The 24,645-nt window shown below is 35.6% G+C and carries 12 protein-coding genes; 9 read left to right on the top strand and 3 right to left on the bottom strand.

Features of this window, described 5'->3' with window-relative positions; translation table 11 throughout:
* The first annotated feature begins 5 nt into the window (after window positions 1-5).
* Window positions 6-1,202, top strand: a complete 1,197-nt coding sequence (locus tag ACFQ13_RS08965; protein ID WP_386116416.1) for a putative glycoside hydrolase — start codon at window positions 6-8, stop codon at window positions 1,200-1,202.
* Window positions 1,203-1,314: 112 nt separating this feature from the next.
* Here ACFQ13_RS08965 and ACFQ13_RS08970 read toward each other — a convergent pair whose 3' ends face one another.
* The gene (locus ACFQ13_RS08970; protein WP_386116419.1) at window positions 1,315-4,116 is read right to left on the bottom strand and encodes a chitobiase/beta-hexosaminidase C-terminal domain-containing protein; all 2,802 of its coding nucleotides are present in this window, start codon (window positions 4,114-4,116) and stop codon (window positions 1,315-1,317) included.
* A 461-nt stretch (window positions 4,117-4,577) separates the two neighbouring features.
* On the opposite strand from ACFQ13_RS08970, the gene ACFQ13_RS08975 reads away from it, so the two are divergent.
* A complete protein-coding gene (locus tag ACFQ13_RS08975) occupies window positions 4,578-5,444 on the top strand; it encodes an alpha/beta hydrolase (RefSeq protein ID WP_386116422.1) in 867 nt (288 codons plus the stop codon).
* 20 nt (window positions 5,445-5,464) lie between these two features.
* On the opposite strand, the gene ACFQ13_RS08980 is transcribed toward ACFQ13_RS08975, so the two are convergent.
* Entirely contained in the window at window positions 5,465-6,616 is a 1,152-nt protein-coding gene (locus tag ACFQ13_RS08980; protein ID WP_386116425.1) for an adenylyltransferase/cytidyltransferase family protein, read from the bottom strand.
* A 312-nt stretch (window positions 6,617-6,928) separates the two neighbouring features.
* Here ACFQ13_RS08980 and ACFQ13_RS08985 point away from each other — a divergent pair, with 312 nt between their 5' ends.
* From ACFQ13_RS08985 to ACFQ13_RS09015, 7 genes are all read left to right on the top strand, one after another.
* On the top strand, window positions 6,929-9,313 hold the full coding sequence (locus ACFQ13_RS08985; RefSeq protein WP_386116428.1) for a glycosyl hydrolase family 95 catalytic domain-containing protein: 2,385 nt from the start codon (window positions 6,929-6,931) through the stop codon (window positions 9,311-9,313).
* A 39-nt stretch (window positions 9,314-9,352) separates the two neighbouring features.
* Window positions 9,353-10,930, top strand: coding sequence for a sulfatase-like hydrolase/transferase (locus tag ACFQ13_RS08990; RefSeq protein ID WP_386116430.1), 1,578 nt, complete (start codon window positions 9,353-9,355; stop codon window positions 10,928-10,930).
* A gap of 230 nt (window positions 10,931-11,160) precedes the next feature.
* Window positions 11,161-12,816, top strand: coding sequence for a hypothetical protein (locus ACFQ13_RS08995; protein ID WP_386116433.1), 1,656 nt, complete (start codon window positions 11,161-11,163; stop codon window positions 12,814-12,816).
* A gap of 387 nt (window positions 12,817-13,203) precedes the next feature.
* Complete coding sequence (locus tag ACFQ13_RS09000; protein ID WP_386116435.1) at window positions 13,204-15,168, top strand: T9SS type A sorting domain-containing protein; 1,965 nt, start codon at window positions 13,204-13,206, stop codon at window positions 15,166-15,168.
* 48 nt (window positions 15,169-15,216) lie between these two features.
* Window positions 15,217-16,785, top strand: coding sequence for a sulfatase family protein (locus tag ACFQ13_RS09005; RefSeq protein WP_386116437.1), 1,569 nt, complete (start codon window positions 15,217-15,219; stop codon window positions 16,783-16,785).
* Between the two features lie 45 nt (window positions 16,786-16,830).
* Window positions 16,831-18,690, top strand: a complete 1,860-nt coding sequence (locus ACFQ13_RS09010) for a sulfatase (RefSeq protein WP_386116439.1) — start codon at window positions 16,831-16,833, stop codon at window positions 18,688-18,690.
* A 250-nt stretch (window positions 18,691-18,940) separates the two neighbouring features.
* Entirely contained in the window at window positions 18,941-21,517 is a 2,577-nt protein-coding gene (locus ACFQ13_RS09015; RefSeq protein WP_386116441.1) for a sulfatase-like hydrolase/transferase, read from the top strand.
* A gap of 268 nt (window positions 21,518-21,785) precedes the next feature.
* Here ACFQ13_RS09015 and ACFQ13_RS09020 read toward each other — a convergent pair whose 3' ends face one another.
* Window positions 21,786-24,500, bottom strand: a complete 2,715-nt coding sequence (locus ACFQ13_RS09020) for an outer membrane beta-barrel protein (RefSeq protein ID WP_386116442.1) — start codon at window positions 24,498-24,500, stop codon at window positions 21,786-21,788.
* Window positions 24,501-24,645: the final 145 nt, after the last annotated feature.

The raw sequence follows: 24,645 nt of genomic DNA on the forward strand, positions 1-24,645 counted from the left end.
CTTTCATGAAATTTAGTCTTTATAGCATTAGTCTATTCTCAATTGTTTTATTGTTTTGCTCATGTACAACGGCCCAAATCCCTTATAAAATAAGTGATGGTAGTACTTTTGAAACAAAATCGTTTTATCCGAAATTTAGCTGGGACACAACACCGATGTATTATATGTTTGGGGATCCAAAACGCGTTTTACATCCAGAAGAAGTCGAATTTATTGCAGAACGAACAGACTTTATTTGTATTGAAAAATCACATGGTCATGGGGATTTAGGCGCTGCAGAATTAGGCGCAAAACATGATATAGCAGCGTTTAAAAAGGCAAAACCAGATATGAAAGTGCTTTTTTATTTTAATTCGGCTTATGCTTGGCCTTTCACTTCTTACAATGAGAATTTTACGAAAGAAAACATTAATAATTACCCAGAACTAAAGGCCTTCTTAATAGAAAACCCTGAAACCAAAGCCTTAGAAGAACGAAAAAACGTTTTCTATTTTGATGTTTTAAATCCAGATTTTCGGGAATGGTGGGTAAATACAGTCGCAGAAGCGGTTGAATTTTCTGGTGCTGATGGTGCGTTTATAGATCAAATGCATGGTTTTGCGTGGTTACGCCAAGATAAAGCACAAGACGTTCAAAAAGCCATGGGTGCTATGATGAAAGCCCTAAAAGATAAACTAGGGCCTGATAAAATACTATTAGGGAACAATGCAAATGCTAAATTGGCACGATATGTATTTCCGTCTATAGATGCCAATATGTTTGAACATTATGGTGATAAAATGTTAACCAAAGAAAAACTGCTTACGGATTGGGAGGACATGCTTAAAATTTCTAAAGCTGGAAAAATGTCAATATTTAGAATTGGTGTTGAGTATGATAGTGTAGCGATCGCCAATCCTTCATATTATAAAGGCAAAAAGAGAAATGAACGTTATGCAAAACTCTCTAAAGAAAAATTAGAATATTATCACGCTTGTTATTTAATAGGCGCGCAGCCCTACTCTTATTTTCAATATGGTTGGGGTTGGCAGTTGGCGCATGGCTCTTTAATGGAATATCCAGAATTACAAAAGCCATTAGGTGCTCCTAAAGGCGCATATCATAGAACCTCAACAACAGGTTGGGAGTTTACGCGCGAATATCAACAAGCTTCCGTTTGGGTGAATACCGAAACTAAAGAAGCTAAGATCACTTGGCATTAAAAAGTCCTTAGATACCGCAATATTATAGTTAAAAAAAAGCTCAGCATGGTTAATCCATACTGAGCTTTTAAGTTTAGGTCGTTTTACCGACGATATAAAATGAAGTAATTCCTTATTTTACTTGAACATGAAAGACTTTACTCTCGTAGTTTTTAACAGCTGTTACGTTTAATGTTTTTCCTTTGCTCGTATTTACAATTTTATATAATTCTCTAACGCCCGGAACATCTACACCATTCACTTTCTGAATAACCCAACCTTTGCTTAGGCCAGCATTTGTCCACATTCGACCTCTTTTCTTAATTAATTTAATATAACAACCATAATTATAACCTCCATTGGCATCAATCAAATCCGGGTCTTCTCCAATGTTTATCATCGTGGCTCCATAGACGTCTTTTTGCAACGCACCTCTTTCTTGTTCAATTTCCCCTTCAAATTTACCTGCAAGTAAAGTACTTAACCAGCTTGGGTAGGTTACTTGGTCTACTTTTGTAAACGTAGCTTCCGCTGTAAATCCAGAGGCAAGTCCTTCATCAGTAAACGTTATCGCTTTTACAGTAGTGGTTTTAGTTACTGTAAAAGGTGCTGTATATGGTATCGATTTTAAAGTAGGTTCAGAACCGTCTGTAGTATAAAATATTTCCGCTTTATGTCCGGCTTCAACATCCCCTTTTAAAGTGACAGTTTTCGATGCTTCAAAATCTGCTCCAAATGGCAAAATACGTGTCATTTCATGACCAAATTTATCCATAGGAAAGTTTTTAAATCCTTGTTTTAATACTGGTGAATCTTCTTTAACCTGATAATTTCCATTTAAAGGGTCTACAAAATGAGGGTTTCCGATATAAGAATCTACATCGTATCCTTGCGCTTTCCATAATGTGATGTCAAACGTTTCTGCTAAATCGAAATTAACCGGGTAGTTGACATTCCAATAAGAATTGTGATTATAATTTTTACTCCATTCTTGATCATCAGGTAACTTTACAGTACGTATAAAATTTCTTGTAGGTGCTTTTTTTCCAGGTACTGTTCCTGCAATCACAAAAATATTTTTATAGATTTCATCTTCGGAATCTTTTGGCCACGCATGCCAACCAGATGGTACGGCACTTACAGTGATATTATTAAAGACTTTACGTGCCATACCATCTCTTAATTTAATAGAAGAACCTAAACTAAGATTGTTGTAAATTTCAAAATAACTAGAACCATCATCAAGGTCAATCGTCCAGTTACCTGCACTTATAGATTTACGATAATTAGCAATACGATTGTTTCTTATAATAGTATTATCAATGGCATCTAATCGGGTTAGTTTAGTATCAAAATTCCCTATTTTTCCTGGCCTTGTTTTCCATTGTCTTTCACGACCCCAAGAATTAAAAGGCCCGTGCTCACCAGTTTCCCTTACAGTTTCCCAAATATCGTTATGTTCAATAATATGTCCTCCCCAAGTGCCATCGTTAATACAAATTCCGGCACGCGGACAATTGTAAATGGTATTGTGCGCTGCTGTTATTTTATGGCTCATAGCTATAAAAACACCTGCGGTTTGCTTTCCAATAGTACCAATATCATGTATGATGTTATTTTCTGCAACACAATTCTTAGGGTAGTCAGGTGTTTTAGGACCAGGTTTTAAGTCCATATTCTCACTCATTTCTATCCAATTTTTACCGTCTAAATCAACATCATCCCATGTTAGATAGTTTCTTACTGCTGAGGGTGATCCAACAAAACAAATAGCACTTTCTCCTGTGTGCACAAATCTAGATCTTACAACTTTGTTATCACGATTATAAGCACTCATAAAAACAGCGTTTCCACCTAAATATTCAAAATTACAATCTGTTATGATACAGTTTTCGGTACCTTCTAAATAGATAGCACCTCCTCTGTGAATGGCCCAATCTCCACGAGCAACGGGCTCATATTTATTCATAAAAGTGTACCTAGATTGTGTAAAAGTGAATCCTTTTATATGGATGTTTTTCACTGGCGCATCCTTATTTCCTTTAATTTGGATTAAATCTTTTAGAATAGGAATTTCGATACGGGCTGATGCTAAATCTTCACCTTTAAAAGGATAGTAATAAAGCGTATTGGTGTTGTTATTAAAAAACCATTCTCCAGCCACATCTAACTCTTCAAATATGTTTTCTACAAAATAAGCCGAGGAATGCTTGCCTGTACCACCAATGCCGTAATCTCTCTGCATTTGAAAACCGCCTTCACCAAGGTGTATCTTTTGTGCTTTCCTATCAATACTTTTAACTCTATACTGCATATTTCCCCAATTATGACTTTGGAAGGCATGTACAATACCGGTTTCTGGGTTTGCCCATTCTTTATTTGAGAAAGCATTAGCATCATAACCCAACCATGTGTCTAATCGTAAATTTGAACCTCCTTTTACATGAGCGTAGCCTTTTCCATCACGCAAAGGATTGTCATAATCGTAATTAGGAAAACGTGCTCTAATCTGTCTTTTATTATTGATGAATAATTGATCTACAGATAGGCCTTGAGGTAATTGGGTTTGGTAAATACCATTTTTATAGGCGGACCATTTTAAACCTTCTATTTTTTTAGACCCTTTGATACTTACTTTAGCATTAGGTAAGGCAGAAAATACAACCGGATGTTTAGCTGTTCCGCTATAAGCACTACTTAACTGAATCGTTTGGCTAAGATAATAGACACCAGTTTCAAACCATACTGTTACAGCTTCTTTACCTGCGTATTTTTTAACGTCTTTTAGTGCTTTTTCAAAACTTAGATAAGGACTAGCCTTTGTCCCTTTATTTTTATCATCACCATGAGTAGAAACATAAATTTCTTTAGCCATAGAAAAACTCTGAAATAACAGAACGGTTATGAGAGTTATTACGCTGTTCTTTTTATTCATAATTTTACTATTTAAGTCTATTGAAATAATGACATACTCAAATATAAATGCTGCTTTAAATTTACACTTGCTTTAATAGGTCTTGTTTTTGCTTTAATCTATAAAAACATAGGATGCATATTTACAGACATAATATGAGTGATATAAGCATAAATAGTAAGGAGCTATAAAATAGATTTGTTTTATTGAATCTATGTTATGCCTAATAAGCACTAAAATGAAAACTTTAAACAATAGATCGTAAATTGCCAACAAGTTATTTGCTAGTAAATGATTCTAAGAAATGTATTCCCGAGGAAGCTAACGTAATAAGAAAAGTCCGTCGAATTAAATTCCGAGACATTATCAAAACCAAATACATTCGTTATACTTTTACTAAAAAAACAGAAGTGAATTTAATTAATGACATAGTCTTCTCTGCATTCTCGATTAAAACCGATACTTTCAAGCCTTAACTTTTTATGACGTCTATTAAAATACTTCTTACGACATTCTTAATCGCTTTTTCTTTTATAGTAAAAGGACAAGTTAATTTTGTTCCAGACAGTACTTTAATCTACAAGACCACAGCACAAGGCAACTTAAGCATGCATGTTTTTAAACCTTCAAATTATAAAGCTTCAGACCAACGGCCGGTAATAGTTTTCTTTTTTGGAGGTGGTTGGGTTGGCGGTCACCCAAAGCAATTTTACCAACAAGCACGGTATTTTGCAGATCATGGCTTTCTAGCTATTTCTGCGGCATACAGGGTTCGTGGGAAACACAAAACCACGCCTTTTGAATCGGTTACAGACGCAAAATCTGCTATACGCTTTTTAAGAGCGCAGGCTGATACACTCGGAATTGACCCTAGTAAAATTATAGCCTCAGGTGCCTCTGCAGGTGGCCATATCACAGCCTGCACAGGTGTTATTAAAGGTTTTGATGAAACAGATGAAAATTTAGATATTAGTTCTGTTCCTAATGCGATGCTACTTTTTAATCCAGTCATTGACACCACAGAAAAAGGCTATGGTATAGAAAACGTAGGTGAAGATAGAAAAACAGAGCTATCACCAAACGATCATGTTGAACAAGGCATTCCTCCTACTTTAATTTTCCATGGCACCGCAGACCAAACTGTTCCTTTTGAAAATGTTGAACGCTTTACTAAATTAATGACTGAAGCTGGAAATACTTGTAAATTAATTCCTTTTGAAGGGAAAGGTCATGGCTTTTTTAATGGCTCCTATTTTCGGAAACATAAAACGGATACTATTTTTAATAAAACGATGGATTTATCTATGGAATTTCTTCAAGAGCATAATCTCAAATTAGACACTAAATAGTCAATAGTTTCAGCTGTTAACTACAAAACTTCTTTTCTACGTATATTAATTCGCATCGTCCCTTCAATAGGCTTATCAGATACCAATATCAAATAACCTCCACCTCCTGCGCCTGCTAATTTCCAGGCCAAAGCTTGGTCTTTGTATTTTTCAATCTCCGCATTTATTTTGGAATCAACCATTGCAGGAAACATCTTCGTTTGTGAATTGAATGATTTTAGAAAACCTTCAGCAAATTTTTGTAAATCTCTATTTTTAATAGCTTCCCAAACTAAATCAGCTGAATCAGAAAGTGCTTTAACATCTTCTTCATTTATATTGGTTTCTTTTAAAAGATCCAACTCATTGTCTCTTGGCCAAAGTAATACCATATAAAGATGCTCTTCTAACCATGAAAGGGTCGCTTCGGAATGAATAGACTCAAATTTTGTAGGCCAATATGCGTTATCGTAATAATGTCTCACAAGTCCTGGCATACATATTCCAATGGCATCTTGCGCTCCTGAAATTAATGTTGAACCAGGCGTGTTTTCATATTTAAAAAGGATTTCAGCTAATTTTTCCGGCCTATCAAAAGGCAAATAATGTGGCCATATTTTTTTAGCAGCATTTCTGGTTGAGGTTGACATACCACAACGTTCGTTATACTCAATGATAGGTTCTAAAGATAATGTTATTGCCCATCCAGGGTGATATTTCGACACATAGGGTTGGTCTATCCATGTCCCTGCTAAATCTATTCTATAAGGCAAAGAGCAATTTCCAGTAGTTCTAATTGCAGTCGTTGATCGCGGTGGAAGATCCGCATCTGGCACACGTTTTAGTACTTTTAATTCAATACCTAAAGCGTTACAAAACTCTTCTTTCATGGCAGAATAACCATCTTCATTAACCACAAAAAGGTCAGGGTTTAATTTTTCTAGTTCTTCTTTGAAGTCTAAAATTCCTGAACCTGAATTGACAAAAACTTCTTTGACATACTTAATAGAGTCAATCATATAGACTCTTTCTTGTTCTGATGTGATAGTTTTTCGGCCTTTAAGTTTTTCTATTGTTGCATCAGAACCAATTCCAACATATAAATCACCGTAAGTAGCAGCTTCTTTAAAAAATGCCACATGTCCACTATGTAACATATCAAAACAACCTGAAACAAATACTTTTTTATTCATCTTTAAAATCTATTATGTTAGAAAATACTAGGTTAAAAACACCTAACTTTATGGCGGTCCAAATTTCATATATTTTTCTCTGAAAAAAGATTATTAAATTAAAAAAATGGTGATCTCATTTCGAAAAACCGTTCGACATAAGTTATACTGAGCTAAATTACTAAATATCAACACATAAGTAGGTAACATATTCTAGCACAATGCAGAATTACAGATAATAATTGAAGGATTAGAGAATCACTTTCATGTGTTTATAAAATATATTTGTTATTCAACTTTATAACGGTAATTTAATAGACCCAATTCGTAACTATGTTTAGATTAAAACTTAAAACACATGCCCTTTGTTTGTTAATTCTTGTGTCGAGCACCTTATTTTCACAGAATAATCAAGTAGATTTCAAAGTCGATTACCAGTCCTTTTTATCCAAACACGATATGCTTTGGGATATTATGCCAGACAAATGGCAAACCGCACCTTATTCTGGAAATGGGAATGTTGGATTTTTATTATACCAAAGTCCAGAGGAAAATGACAATGTGATCTCGCTTCATATTGGAAGACATGACTATTACGATCACAGAGAAGCGGAAACAAAAGCCGAAGAAATGCTTTGGATCAAACGCAGCCGATTACCACTGGGTCATTTTAAATTAACATCTAAAGGAAAAATTACAGGTGTAGATATGCGCTTAGATTTATGGAATGCCGAACTTACAGGAACCATAACAACCACAGAAGGCTCGTATAACATTAAAGGCTTTACACACAGTACTAACGATATTATTTATTTTGAAACGGATGCTAAAAACGAAGCTGTAGACATCACATGGCATGCTGAAGCCCCTATTCCACCCGTTTACGAAGTTTTAAAAAGCGGTGGCGGTCCAAAAGGTGGCACTTGGGATAAAATGAGAGCCGTGACTTTAGAAATGGCACCAAAACCAGAATTCAGTCAAAAAAATGGTTATAATTTCTGCTATCAAGCCTTATTTGATAATAGAGGAGAAACTACGACGGGATGGAAAACAACTGGTCGTGAATCAGGAAAACAACAGTTAATTGCAAGTGTGCATCATACCTTCCCAGAACATAATTCCTTAGACATTGTTACTAAAAACTTAGAAACTGCTGATGCAATTATTAAAGATGGCAACTTTATAGCAACGCACCAAGAGTGGTGGCACAAGTATTATCCGTTGAGTTTTATAACGATCAACGATGCTGAAAAGGAATCGTTTTACTGGATACAAATGTATAAATTAGGCTCTGCTTCTCGTGGTAACGGACCAATTTTAGATTTAATGGGCCCTTGGTACAACAGAACCTTTTGGCCAATGGTTTGGGGCGATTTAAACGTGCAACTCATCTATTGGACGCATTTAACCGCCAACAGAATGGCTATTGGTGAATCTTTACCCAACAACATTGATAAGTACACCGAAAACTTAGAAAACAATGTGCCTAAACATTGGAAAAACAGTGCGGCCGTTGCGGCTTTAATGCCTCAAGATTTAATTGCTTTCAATGGTGGAAAAGTGCCTGATATGTTGGCATGGATTCTAAATGATTATTGGTTGCATTGTCAATTTGCGGGTGATGATGAGCGTATGCGCGATAAGTTATTTCCGATTTTGAAAAAAACCGTAAATAGTTATTTAAACTATATTAAAGATAATCCTGTAAAGGCCGAAGACGGTAAAATTCATATTAAATACAGTTGGTCACCAGAATACAAACCAGGACGTGGTCAGGATATTAACTTCACCTTGGCTTTAATTCGTTGGAGTTGTCAAACCCTTATTGACATTGACAATGAACATCACATAAACGATCCGCTTAAAAAAGAATGGCAACATCTATTAGATAATTTGGTAGAGTTTCAAATTGATGAGAATGGCCTTATGGTTGGAAAAGATCGACCTTTTGCTAATCCACATCGTCATTATTCGCATTTACTAGCTTTTTATCCTTTAATGGTGATTACACCAGAAAAAGAAGAAGATAAACAATTATTACGCACCTCTTTAGACCATTGGTTAGATGTTACATTCAACAGTGGTAAAAAGATTAAAGCCATGCCAGTAACCGGTTATACGGCAACAGGAGCATCTTCTATGTATGCTAATTTAGGCGATGCTGAAAAAGCCTATTATTACCTCGATTTCTTAATTAAGCACAAAAACATTTCCTCAACCACCATGTATTCTGAAGGCAAAATAAATCCGGTAATTGAAAGTCCGCTGTCCTTTGCCACAAGTTTACACGATATGATGCTACAAAGTTGGGGAGGAAAAATTCGTGTATTTCCAGCCAGTCCTAAAAAATGGAAAGATGTAGCGTTTCACGATTTTAGAACACAAGGTGCCTTTTTAGTGAGTGCGAAAAAAGTAGAAGGCGAAACGGAATTTGTGTCGGTTAAAAGCTTAAAAGGCAACGTATGTACTGTTCAAGTAGATTTCGAGAATCCAAAATTTTATAAAAACGGAAAATCAATTTCAGTAGAGGAATCTTCAGACGGCTTTTATACGATCGATTTAAAAACCAATGAAACCGTTATTATTACTTCAAAATCATTAAATCAAACAGATTTAAACATTGAAGAATTACCAAAATCAGAAAATGAACAAAACCTTTTCGGTTATGGTGAAAAAACAAAACGTCTACCAGGTCATAACTATTACAGTTCTTATTAATTTATTATGAAACGAGCGTGCTAAACAGAAATATCATCCATGGGAATAATTAATAGCGAACAGCATGTGACCACTAAAAACAATAAATACAAACACATGAAAACCTTTTTATACAGCCTCTTTATACTCACGTCGTTCTTCTCCTGCACAGCACAAGAACAACCGAAGAAACCAAATATTATTTTTGTGTTTTCAGATGATCAACGCTTTAATTCGTTAAGCATGACAGGCGATCCGGTAACGGAAACCCCACATATAGATCAGCTAGCAAAAGAAGGTGTCTTTTTTAATAACGCTTATATTACAAGTCCTATTTGCGGCCCAAGTAGAGCCAATATTTTCACGGGTCAATGGGAACGCAAAAATAAAATAGGCTTTAATTACATCTCTAAAAATATCATTACGGAAGAAACCTATAAAAAAAGCTGGCAAGTACTTTTAAGGGAAGCAGGTTATTCTACGGCGTTTATTGGTAAGAGTCACACTAAAATTGGAGACAAACACAATACTCCTTTAAATCAAAACACAGACTTTGCTTATTATGGCAATGGGCATTTAGGATTTTATCCTGCAAAACGTCATAAGCAATTTTCCAACCTTAAAAACAAAACCCAAATTGAAGGGATGTTAGAAGCTACAAAAGCGTTTTTAACTCAAGATGATAGCTATGATTATTTTTATGAAAATGCGCAGCCTTCCATCAAAAAACAACTCAACAAAAGAGATCCTAATAAACCTTTTTCGGCTTGGATTAATTTAAATCTACCGCATGCGTCTAGTATTGGAGGAATGGGCACGCAGCCAGAAGATCCGGAATATTACAAAACAAAATACGAGGACGTTAAAGATCAGATTGAATTACCTGAAGACTATCCGCAAGACATTAGTTTACCAGACAATGTCTATGCCACTAAAGATTTAATGAAATACTACGTGACCTCTAATAAAGGGAAATTGCTAAACGAAAAACTAAAAATGGATCGTGCCGTTTATGCCATTGACCTAATGCTTGGGGAACTACGCGAATTTTTAAAAGAAATCGGTGAAGCTGAAAACACCATTATTGTTTTTTGTTCAGACAACGGTTTATTTTTAGGCGAACACGGCCTAGGCGGAAAAACCATTTTATATGATGAATCTGTACATGTACCTATGATTGTGTATTCACCATTTTTTAAGGATAAAACCAAAGGAAAAGTCATTGATGACTTGGTGGTTGGTCAAGATATTCCTGCCACTATTTTAGAACTATGTGGCATGGAAACACCAGAATCCTATCAAGGGCAAAGTGTCCTGCCTTTAATACACGATAAACAAATTGATTGGCGAGAAGATGTCTTTTTAGAAAACCTATTCACCGATCAAGGCTACCCAAGACAAGAAGGCGTAAGAAGTAAACAATTTAAATACATTCGTTCCTTTAGTAAAGACAATGACCGCTCAAAATATGTTCCTAATCAAACCATAGAAAATGATGAACAACCAATTTACGAGGAACTATATGATATTATTAACGATCCTAAAGAGCAAAATAACTTAGTGGGAAACAAAGATTATCTTGAAGTTTTAAATCAATATAGAGAACGATGCAAAACATTGGTATCGGAACTCAACTAATTTAACTTCGCATTTAAATAACAGTTCAAAATACATTTTGCTTTTAAAAAGAACATCAATTTCATTTATATAATTTGGAATAAACTAAAGATCAAAACGCTATCGTAATGCACTATTTAAGGACTAAAATTACTTATGCATAAAAAGAGCAAGCATTTGATAGAATAAAGAATCGTTTTTTCAGATAAGTATGAGATATTTGAAGACATATTAATACTAATTTAAACTTTATGAAAACTCTCAAGTATATTTCAGCTATTCTCTTATTGTTTAGCATAGCCTGTTCAAATGATCCGGACTACGACCCTGTAATCGTACCAGAACCAAGTTCATTTGGTGTAAATGAATATGGCACCGTAGATTTCAAAACCGTAGAAGGTATAGAAATAGGCGTAGATACTTCAGTAGAGTTAGAAGCCTTACACGGTACGCCTGAAGAAATAACGCAAGCCGTAGATGGAATAGTAAGATGGCAGTATTTATCTGAAGGCATAGGGTTTGGTGTAAACACTACAACAAATATTATTGATAAAATATATTTATACTCTGACTTATACGAAGGTTATACCACTAATTATCCGCGTCCGCTTGAGGAAGAATTGCAATATGCATTTGGAACTTTAAAAGCGAAACATCCAACACTTAGAATTGATGATGCCGATGGTAATAACTGGCCATATGTTACGGAAACACTAATAGAAGCGACTAATGGCGAAGCAAACGGTGTGTATTCTTTCAATTTTGAAAACCTTGGTAGATTTATCTTTATTTCTGATAGTATTGATAATAAGGAAGGGTTTGTAGTACAAATCATCTTAGAATCAAATGTTGATTACGGTGATGGTGAAGGCGGTGGAGACGAACCTACTAGCCCAGAAATTTTATTTGATGAAGCCGGAGCGAATAGTCAAACATTCAATGTAGGACAAGAAGAGGACGATGATCTTAACCAAGATATTATTACCGTAGGTGGAACAGGAACACTTGTTGAAAACAATGGTTTTATCGGGGTTTCTACTAACGATCCTAGTGATGATGGCGCTACCGCTGTTTTTACTTTTGACGTAACGACTAATGCAACGACTGCATTTGATGCTGCTTTAAATTTAGAGTTAGCAAAACGAGCAAAAGGAAGCGTTTCCGGAACCGTTTCTGTAACGGGTTATCCAGATACCCCTTTTTCTTATGAGGCTACTTCAACAGTAAATGGAGGAAGTGCTCCGGCTATCGATTTTGAATTTGCATCAATGATTTCACTAGTTTCAGGCACACCGCTTACGGTGACGATTACACTAGATGAGATGTTAACCGAAGGCAATACCACAAACCCTATTTTTAGATTATCTAAAGTAACTTTAGACCGTGACATTAGTAATCCAATCAACCCTAATAATATTTCATTTGATATTGCGGGAGATAATACGCAAACCTTTAATGTTGGAAAGGAAGATGACGATGATCTTAATCAGAGTATAATTACCGTGGGCGGTACAGGTATACTTGTAGAAAACAATAATTTTATAGGTGTTGCTACTGCAGATGCTAGTGATGATGGTGCCACTGCAGTTTTCACTTTTGACGTAACGACCAATGCAACAACAGCATTTGATGCGACATTAAATTTAGAGTTAGCAAAACGAGCAAAAGGTAGCGTTAGCGGAACCGTTTCTGTCACAGGTTATCCAGATACACCTTTTTCTTACGAAGCTACTTCAACGGAGAATGGTGGTAGTGCTCCAGCGATCGATTTTGAATTTGCATCAACCATCTCATTGATTTCAGGAACACCACTTACGGTTACGATTACTTTGGATGAGATGTTAACTGAAGGGAATACAACAACCCCTATTTTTAGGTTAGCAAAAGTCATTATAGATAAAAATTAATGTTAGGGAGTTAATGGTCCTCTTCAAACTTTAATTAGTTTTAAAACCATAAGAATTTAAAAAAACAACTTGTAAAAAAAGTCCTTTGTTAATTTTTAACTCAGGACTTTTTTATATTTCAAAATGAATATTCGTACAGTTTACAATGACAAATGCTATAGACGTATTACTAAAAGGCAGGCTTTAAAATGAAATGATTTCAGGGATCAACCGAAAGCATTCTTAAGAAAACGTAGCTCCCCCTAGCTTCTATTTAACAGAAACATGAGTTTTTGTTTTCGATTATTACAAATGATGTTTTAGAGCAAGTATTTGACTATTTTAAGAAACGAGATTCCCTATTCAGCATATATCTTTGGTTAACTAATGTAAGCTAACTCTTTAAAAATGAAAAAATCTCTACACGTTTTCTTTATTTTACTTTTTTTCCTTCAATTCTCTAATGCACAATTTGTATGGTACGAAAATGAAACATCGACCTTTAAAATTGAACAAGAAAGTACCAGTTCAGGAACATTTATTAGAGAGGTTTCTAATCCAGACGTTAGCGGAATCAATACCAATGCAACCGTTTCTAATTTTAATAGAGCTCAAGGTCAAGACGCATTTTTACAATTCGATTTATATAATGCGGTTAACGATTTCTCAGGATATACTGTAACCTTTAAGGCTTATATTGATATTCCTACAGCGTCATTAAACGCCAATAATTCAAAAATAAGTGTGCATTTATCGCATACTTCAATAGATTCTGAAAGTGCCCAAGAACTCAACTTTACCGTTGGGCAACAATGGGAAACCTTTACCTTTAATTTTAACGGGACTGCTATCCCTAACGCTATTATCGATGCTGGTGGCTATCAGCAAATTGCTATAGGTTTTGCCAATGGCACAAGCTCAGTACCGGCTACCACTTATTATATAGACGCTATTAGTGGCGCTACAGACCAAGTTGTAGATGTTGCTTCTCACCCAGCCTCATGGTTATCCGGTTCATGGGGAATTACATTTCCTGTGTATGGCGGCGAACGTTTAGATTCTGAAGTCGCTGGCGGTTACGATCTTCCTGCTGGTGCTCAAGAAGTGGTCGATGAATTGCCTGCGGTAGGGCACGTGATTACCAACTTATCGTATTTTGCGCATTCGCATTATTTCTCACTTAGACAAAATAGCAACGTCGATGTGGCGAATGAAATCCACGAAGCCTTAGTACCTAGTGTAGCCAATCAGAACATCCTTTTTGAAGTCATGCAAAAATTCAAAAGCAATGGCAAAAAGGTTATTTTATACATCTCTACCAATTATTTAGATAGAGCTATTGATGACGGCGCAGATATTGAAGCCGCTTGGATCAATTACTACACTAACAATTTTGCAGGCGACGAATATGCAGCCTACAAGGATTTAATTGAAGGTTTTGTATTAGAAGTTAAAGATTATGCCGATGGGTATTGGTTAGATACCACTTCTGAACTTCTCAATGATGGGCACTTAGAAGATTTTGCGCTAATGATAAAAAATACCGATCCAACTGCCATTATAGGCGCACAACCTACAGGACTTTATTTTCAAGATGAAAATGGCAATAATCTTTTAGTCGATTCTGATGGTCTTGATGATGACGATGAGACGGATTATAAAATTATAAAGTTTGAAGCCAATAGCACCTATCAAGATTTCACCAAAGGACACGTTACCGCTCTTGGACAAGGCGCACCACCAAATTCTTGGGCCTATGAAGAGTTTACAATTCCTGCTATGATAGAAAATCCATGGTCTATGTACCAAGGGAATACGGTATTAAAACACGCTTGGTTTCCTATTAGAGAAAAATGGCATGTATCTTCACATCCTATAGTTTTTGGTATTGAAGATGCGTATCGATTTACAAAACGTTTGGTACAAGGGAACTCAGCATTAACTTTTGCCACTACTATAGACGACACTGGTAATGACAAAGGGTATATGATGGATGATGAAATGCTTATTATGAAAGCTATTAACGATAGACTTACCGCTACTCCTATTCCTGAATGTATACCTTACGTTAGACCTGAAGGCGCTTATTTAGTCGGTGAAGATCTATTATCGGTTGCCAGTTTTAATTCCTCAGAGATTAAATTCTACCCCAACCCAGTCACAGATATTTTAACTATTAATCGTCTTACCACAGAGGTCAATTACATCTCTATTTTTAGTACTATAGGAGCTAAAGTGATGGAAACCGTATGGAACAATGGTACGACCACCACACAAATAGACATGAGATCCTTAAATAAAGGCATTTATTTTGTAAAACTTAGCGATGGTAATAACCTCAGCATCACAAAAAAAATAATCGTATCTAATTAACACTTATATTTTCAACATTAATAAATAATAAAAAGCAACAAAAGGTATATGAAGCATATCATTTTATCATGCATTTTCAGCATTATTACGGCAAGCAGTTTTGCGCAAGACAGACCAAACATCATCTTCTTGTTATCGGATGATCAAACCAGTATTGCAACAGGTTGTTATGGTAACGACCAAGTGGTAACCCCAAATATGGATGCCTTAGCGGAAGAAGGGGTATTATTTGAAAACCATTATAATACCACAGCCATTTGTATGGCCAGTAGAGCGGTTATTCTTACCGGAATGTATGAATATAAAGCGGGTTGTAATTTTGAACATGGTCCACTTAGAAAAGATAAATTTGCAAAATCTTATCCTGTGCTTTTAAGAGAACAAGGGTATTATACCGGATTTGCAGGTAAATTTGGTTTAGCCGTTTCTGATGATGGCAATGGCACAAGTCATAATAAATGGGAAGACCTTCCTATTGATGATTTTGACAATTGGGCAGGTGGCTTAGGGCAAACAAGTTACCGAACAGCCAAAAACAAATACATGGCTAAATATGCCGAAAAATATCCGCATAGTACTAGAGCATATGCGGCTTGGGCAGAAGATTTTATTATAGAAGCTAAAGCTACGGGTAAACCGTTTTCTATGTCCATTAGCTTTAAGGCACCACACATGCCTTTTTCACCAGATCAATATTTCGACTATGTTTACGAAGGAAAAACATACAAGAAACCCGATAATTACGGAGCAGAAAACGCAGAACATTTAGCGCCTCAAGCAAAAACAGGACGACAGTACAACAGCTACGACTTTTGGAGAGACTCTGAAGAGAGCTACCAAAAAACGATTAAGAAATACAACCAATTAATCCATGGTGTCGATTATGCCTTGGGTATGATTAGAAAAACTTTAGAAGAACAAGGCATTGCCGATAATACCATTATTATTTTCACGAGTGACAATGGTTACAGCTGTGGGGCGCACAGTTTTGGCGGTAAAGTTTTACCTTATGAAGAAGCCTCTAAATCTCCACTTATCATTTACGATCCTAGAGTACCAAGTAAAAAAAGAGGGGTACGTCGTGAAGCCATTACCGCAAATATTGATTTGGCACCAACCATTTTAAAGTATGCAGGTTTAGAAGCTCCAGAAAACATGGATGGTGAAGATTTAAACCTATTGATTGAGAAACCTAGAAAATTTAAACGCGAAACTGTTGCATTGACTAATATGTGGGGAAATGACGAGATACAAGCTATGGGTGTTGTTTCTCAAGATTGGAAATACGTGTTTTGGCAGTATGAAGATGATCGCATGAATCCTACTGAAGAACTTTTTCATATTGGAGAAGACACATTAGAAATGACCAATAAAGTCAGTGATCCTTCTGCCCAAAAACAGCTCGAAAAAATGCGTGCGATCTATGATGAACAGCTCGAAAAGTTGCGAAAAGAAGCGACTGCAGATAATCATTATCAAAAATATGGTGTGTTATTTGATAGAAATGCCACAGCTGAAGAGAAAAAACCTTATTTAATTGGTACCTATGAGGAAATTTTAAAAAGAGCAAGCAACAAGAAGAAAAAGAAAAGAAAGAAAAAAAAGAAGAAAAACTAATCTTATTTTAAATCAATAGATCTTATAAATTATTACTGAAATACAATGTATAAAATATTCCTACTTTCATTTTTTGTACTGTCTAGCATCCCAACAACATGCAGCAGTCAAAATCGTGCAGACAACGAAAGACCAAGCAAACCTAATGTATTACTAATTGTAACTGACGATTTAGGTTGGCAAGACGTAAAATGTTATGATGTCGATGAACCGTCTCCATTTGAAACCCCAAACATTGATCAACTCGCTAAAGAAGGTGTTATGTTTTGGCAAGCCTATTCGCCAGCACCAACCTGTTCGCCTTCAAGAGGGGCCATATTATCGGGTAAACATCCTGTACGTTTAGAGCGTACCAATGTTAGAGGTGGTCATCCGCCTTTACCTTTCAATCATGGTTCTACTTTAATTAGCCCTTGGATGCGTGGCGCTTTAGATGCTTCTGAAGTTACTATTGCAGAATCACTTCAGACTAATGGTTATAAAACAGGACATTCAGGTAAATGGCACGTCGGTGCTGCACGCTCGGATGAACCTTTACCTAAACAGCAAGGTTTTGATTTTTCTAAGCATGGCTTCGGATCACATCAAAAAATGAAGGATAGAACAACTGGATTTGCCACTACAGATCCTTCAGATCCTTTTTATTTAGACGAAGAAGGATTCCCTTTTGATGACATTACACAAGACGGTATCGACTTTATGGATGCCTCTAAAGCCGATCCCTTTTTTCTTTACTATTGTTCACGTTTAGTACACACCCCTATTCATACAAGAAGTGAGGCATTATTAAAGAAATACTATGAAAAATTAGGTATAGACTACCCAAGAGAAAGTGATGTTTGGGACGAAGCCGGTCAAAGAAATGCCTATTATGCTGCTATGGTTGAAACCATAGATCATTACACAGGATTATTACTTAAATACCTGAAAGAAACAGAAGATCCGAGATGGCCTGGACATATGTTAATTGAAAACACTTATGTTATTTTCACATCAGATAATGGTGGTATGGAACGCCATACACGTGAAATTATAACAGACAACTACCCGTTAGATAAAGGAAAAATAAACGCCAAAGAAGGTGGTGTTAGAGTACCGCTTATTATAACAGGACCTAATATCGCTTCAAACGTAGAATCTAATGTTATTGTCAATGGTATTGACTTCTACCCTACTATTTTAAGCTGGACGGGTACTAAAAAACAAAAAGATCAAATTCTTGATGGTGCTGATTTATCGCCTTTATTAGACAAAGACCCGACCGACTCTAAATTGGTCATTGACCCTTGGACCGGAGCATCTAGAAACTCTATGATGTGGCACTTTCCTAACAGTTCTATGCAATCAACTTTACGAATTGGAGATTATAAATTGGTACGTAACTATACCGACACTGAGGAAAGAACGACGTTAGACTTATACCGACTTTATGACAACGGATCGAAACGTGTAGATATTGAGGAATCAAAAAACCTGGCCTTAGAAATGCCTGAGAAAGCCAAAGCCATGAATGCATTGTTGCAAGAGCGCTTAGACCAACTTAACGCAAGGTATCCTTACTTCAATCCAACCAGTAAAAAAGCATTACCAAACCAATCTAAAGTACCGACTATAGCAGATCATGGATCTGATGATAATACCGTTTGGGTAAGCTTTAAAAATAATGGTGCTAAGGTGACGAAAGCCGAACTTATTTACACGACCAATGGTGGTATAAAAGGCGAAATTTGGTTTCCTGTCCCTATGACCTTAAAAGGCAATAAAGCGTCTGTGACTTTACCTGAAGGTACAACACACTACGTCTTTAATTTAGTTGATGAAAACAATTACTTAATCAGCTATCCAGATGCTGGGTATCAAAAATTAACCAAAGTATTTGCAACCAAAGCTATTCCTGTGGACTAGTAAGGTATACTTCCATTAAAAAAAAGCACTAAACCATCTTATGATTTAGTGCTTTTTTTATGGACAAATACCAAGCAAAACTACCTTCCCTAAAATTATACCCTTTACACCTTCAGAATACGGTCTACAGAATTAGACTACTCGTTTTTAAAGAAATAGCATCAAAACGATGGAAATGAGAAAGGACATGATGGAAATTAGAAACACAAACCTTGCTATTACTAGTAATTTTACATCAAATCAATTCCATATGAAAAATACAACATTACTCTTTTTATTCAGTTTACTTTTAATTCCCCAATTATATGGTCAAACTATAGACCGACCTAATATCCTAATTTTCTATGTTGACGATTTGGGTTGGCAAGACACCAATCTAAATAATGTAGGAAACCCAGTACCATGGGAAACTCCTAAGATGGAAGCTTTGGCTGCAGATGGCGCTAAATTTTCACAAGCCTATTCTCCTGCACCAACCTGTGCACCTTCTAGAGCAGCAATGCTAAGTGGAAGACACCCTATAAAAACTAAACTTACGCAAGTATCTGGTGGTAAACTACCTAGTCTAAATAACGCGCAAGCGGCTAATAAATTAATAGGCCCTTATTATCCAAAGCGATTAGATGTTGACGAATACACCATCGCAGAAGCCTTAAGTGCTAATGGATACCATACAGGTCATGTTGGTAAATGGCATATTGATGGCGCTAATGGTTTTCCTGTAGCTGTAGATCAAGGTTTTGATACTGAATTTACAAGTAGAGGTGTTCAACAAGGTATGAGTGACCGTTATGATATTGCAAATTTTGGAGGGAATCATCCTAATTTCCCTTTAGATGAGGATGGCATCCCCTATGATTCGGTTACAGATGAAGCTGTAGCTTATTTAGAAGATCGCGTCGCTGCTAATGGCGGAGCGGGAGAACCTTTTTTCCTTTATATGGCGACTTGGTTAGTGCATACACCAATACAAACTAGAGATCTACCAATGTTACAAGACATAACACAAACCTTAGTAGATGCCGGTGAAATAGATCCAGCTGATGTTGGCCCCAATGGTATACCAACAGAAACAACACCGTTAACTGCGGCTGGAGAACATAATCCATTTTATGGCGCTATGGTTCAAACTCTAGATTGGAGTTTAGGGAAGCTCGTTGATTATTTAAAAGCCACAGATGACCCAAGGCATCCTGGAATGAAATTATTTGATACAACTTATGTTATTTTTTCTTCAGATAATGGCGCTTCAGAGCAAAATAATGCCTCTAACGGTTTTGAAGTTGTAGCGGACAACTTTCCTTTAGATGAAGGAAAAACAAGTTCTAGAGAAGGGGGTATTCGTGTTCCTTTAGTGATTACAGGACCAGGTATTGGCGTTAACGAATTTGACAATGTGGTTAATGGTTTAGATTTCTTTCCAACAATTTTGTCTCTAACAGATACCACAATAGATAGCGAACTTAATGCTGATTTAGATGGTGCAGATTTAAGCGATTTACTAAAAGGTAATTCTACCATAGTAGAACAAACAACAAATGGTACAACAGCTGAAAGAACAGATCTTTTTTGGCACTATCCTAGTGTTGGTAGTGATCACAAAGCAAAATCATCTATAAGACGAGGTAATTATAAATTATATAAAAAATATATTGACAATACTTACGAAGCGTACCAATTGTATGATGGTGGAGATACATTTGTTGACATCAATGAACAAATAGATGTCATAGACACTATGGATCAGACGTTGAAACAAGATATGATTAATACCTTAGAAGCTTATTTAGCCAATAATGATGCAAGATATCCATCATGGAATCCTGATTATTCAGAACCAGATGGGCCTTTACCTAATCAACTTCTAGTCCCTGCAATTAACTTAGTGACTTATGATGAAAACTCAGGAGTAGCAACGGCTATTATTGCAAATGATTCTGGTGAAGCAGAAATTAGTTATGGGCATTTATTATACAGAAAAAATGAATCAAATGTAGAGTGGTATGAAGCTGGAGCGGTGACCATTAATGATAATATTATAACAGCAAACGTCCCTGATGATGCTACTGGAATTGTTTTTAATTTAAGAGATGAAAATAATTTCTTAGTCTTATCTGAAGAACTTGAGATTATTAATATCACTAAAATCACATTAAACACGGTTGATGAAATACAGTTATTTGAACCTGAAAGTTCTGATGTGTATGCAGAATTAGTAGGAAACACTACAGCAAACTCGGCATTTGTTCAAATGCGAACTGTTGGTGGTGGTGATGGTTTTAACATCAATGTAAAAGCTGAACAAACCGTGGTTTGCGAAAAAATAGTCTTTCACATAAGATCTCGTGAAGGCGATACGGTTAATTTTGATGTTACCATTGGTGATGAAACTCAAAGTTTTAACTATACAAGTACTAGTGATACCGATGATTTATATTACGAATTTGACACGCCGATTACTTTTACAGAATCTGCTCAGGCCATGGAAGTTTTAGTAACAGATTTAGTTAATGCTGATAGCTCACTACCACCAAGATTTAGAGTTTACGATATTGCTTTTCACTTAGATTTAGAAAGTTTAGGCATTGAAGAGGTAGAAGATCCAGTTCAAAACCTTTTAGTATTTCCTAATCCAGCCAAAGGTGTTTTCAGCTTAAATAAACCTATACAATCAGGGGTTTTATATAACATCCATGGTGCAAAAACATTAGAGTTTAAAAATCAGCATAAAAATATAGACATCTCCCATATAAAATCTGGAGTGTACTTTTTACAAGCTATTGAGGCTAACGGAAATAAAACAACCCTAAAACTCATCAAGAAATAAATTTATAAGAATCAATCCTATAGGATTAGCTTCTATTCAAGAATAATTTGTCATTCCAAACAACGCATTAACAAAGGAATCTTCATAAAAAGACAACTTTATTATACAGCGTTTAGCTTAAGCGCGACTTGCGCGATATAAAGCAGGAATGGCAAATTATTTTTTTATACCCCTTAGAGACTTCGTTTCGTTAACAAAAAGTCGAAATTACAGGGTTCCTACTCAATCTAAAGCTACAGGAAAGTCCCTTCTGTAAACCCCTAGCCTCTTATCTTTCTCTCTTATTACCTTGCCCTAATCTGTAGGTATAACTTAAAATAATATAGCGTCCTAAACTCTCTGAGGTCGTTTCTTCAAAATAATTAGTGGTACTTCTCCGTTCAAAATCTACATTTTTATCGAGAAGATCAATTAAAACTAATTTTACAATATTAGAACTGTTTTTAACGGTATAGGAAATCGCCATATTCCATAAAGGGAGATGCAGATTGGTAGCAAATTGATTGTCTGAAAACACAAAATAATCAAACTGGGTATTAAAGTTCAGTTGCTTAGTAAAATCATAATCTACAGACGAAAAATAATGTTGCTTGGTATAGGTTCTATCCAGGTCTTGTTCTATAGAAAACGAGGTGTTATTCACACTGTATTGCGTTCCTAGCTTTAAGTCCATAACGTTTTTATTGCTATTTTCTAAAGTCAGCCCCATTAAATGCTCTTTAGCAACAACATCATTGAGTTGTAAATTAACCAATGCGGTATAGGCATCATAAAAACTACTTGTCTTAAGAGCATAGCGTACCCCTAACCCCTTAATTTTTTTACTAAAATTAAAAGCCGTCGTTAGTCGCTTTCTATTGCCACTATTAATGTAACTTCTTGTTTTAACAAATTCATCATCAATAGCAATATTGGAAATAATAGCATCTTGAGAATATTTGTATTTAACCGAACCCGTAAAATTGAGCGACGATTTATAATTATAAATATTAGCCAATAGCGAAAAATCGTCATTTTTTTCGGTTTTTAAATCCGGATTACCACGCCTAATAAAGAAAGGATTGAGGTCATTAATAACCGTTGAGCTTTCATGAGTTCTAGGACTGCGTATAATTCTTTTATACACAAATCGGTATTTTACGCCTTGTTTGGGTTTGTATTGCAAGGTTGAAAATGGGTTGACATAAAACTGACGACTTCTGAAGTTGTCTTGGTCTACCACACCAAAAACGCGGTCGAGTTCTTGAAGTTCAACACCCGTAAACACATTCAATTTTTTCGCACTGTAACTGTAAGCCATTCGGTTTTGATAACTCCCTTCTCTGTTATTGTATTTATACACTAGAAGCTCTTCAGCATTAGCATCCGTTATTATAGTTTTAAGTTGATAGATGTCTTCCTTTTGATTTAACACCTTTAAGGACGATTGAAATTTAAAATAATGATACCCGCCAAGTGGCTCTGTATATTTAAAATTGAATTTATATTGGCCGTTATTAAAAACTTCGTCCCTAAGGGAAAGAATCTCACTATTAGAGAGGTTATCGCTACTTATGTTTCTAGTGATAAACGTGTGTTGCGTATTATCTTTTTCTTTTTGACTTATATTAGTATTAAACCCCACACTAAAGCTACGCCCTGCTTTTTTTAGTTTCTGATAGAAGTTTAGGTTAAAAAACAATGTCTTTTTAGTGTTCTTATTTCGGTAGTCTTGAACGTTTGTTGTTTGTAAAGCCTCATCTTCATCATAATAAAAACCCGATTTAGAGGTATTTTGAAGAACATCATCGGCATTTAGACGTCCTCTAATAATAAGGCTATTTCTTTTGTTGGATCTGTTTTTATAATTGAAATTAAAATTGTGATTTTCAGAAACTTTGTTAAACGTATTTTCGGCGTCGTAATCAAAGTTATTGGTATTAGAAAACGATATTCGTTTAGAAAAAGACGTCCCTCTGTTATCGGAAAGGTTGTAGAAATAATCGGCATTGAACACTTCTTTTTTCTTAAACTCATGACCAAAATTTACACCAGCAACTCCTGTTTTTAAATAACCACTTAAGCTTTTTGAAGATTTTATTTGACTATCATCGTCATCAGATTCGTCTGCAATACCATCCGTATTTTCTAAAAAGCCTTGAATGTTAGAGCCCGTAATATTGATATTATTGAGTTTACCAATCACGGAAAACTGCGTTTTAGGGGAAAACTTATTGAAATTAAAATTACTAAAATAGCGACGATCTAAGCCAATTCCTGCGGAAGCCTTACCGAAACCTTGATTTTTTTTTGAGGCTTTAAGCGTAAAATTAATCACCACTTGCTTATTCCCATCGGCTACACCTGTAAGTTCTGCTTCATCACTTTTTTTATCAATAACTTCAATTTTTGCAATAGCATCTGCCGATAAATTTTTTAATACAATGGCCGGATCTCCTCCAAAAAAGGCTTTCCCATCCACATAAATCTTAGTAACTTCATTGCCTTGCGCTACAACTTTACCCTTAGAATCGATCTCTAAACCGGGTAATTTTTTTAATAGGGTTTCTAAATTATCACTCGCGTTAACTTTAAAAGAATTGGCATTAAAAGCAATCGTATCTTCTTTTATTTGAATAGGAAGCTCTGCAGATATTGTTACCGCTTCTAATTGATACGTATCTTCTTTAAGGCCGATTTCACCAAGTTCTATAGGTTTATTATTATAAGCAACAGACTTAAAATAGGATTCATAACCTAAATAAGAAAATTGAAGTAATAAGGAATCTTTAGGAGCTTCTTGAAAGGCAAATGCTCCGGTTGCATCGGTAAGTGTATAATTAATATATGTAGAATCCTTCTGCTTTAAAAGCGCTACAGAAACTTGTTCTAAAGGCGTCTTGTTCTCATTAACAACACGACCTTTAATTGGTGGTGCGGCCTGACTAAATACAAGCTTAGACAAGAGCAGCATTCCTATTATCACATATGTATTGCTATTCATAACCTCATGATACTTTGATGGCTTAACCTAACATTTAAACTTCGGTAAACACGTTCACCCTTTTCCCCGTCTTTATAGTTATACCTCCTTAAAAAGGAAATTTGCGAAACGATATTCAGTATTAAACAAAAAAAAGGTAGCAATT

Source organism: Winogradskyella rapida (genome assembly GCF_042675845.1).
In the GTDB taxonomy this organism is placed as follows: Bacteria; Bacteroidota; Bacteroidia; order Flavobacteriales; family Flavobacteriaceae; genus Winogradskyella; species Winogradskyella rapida.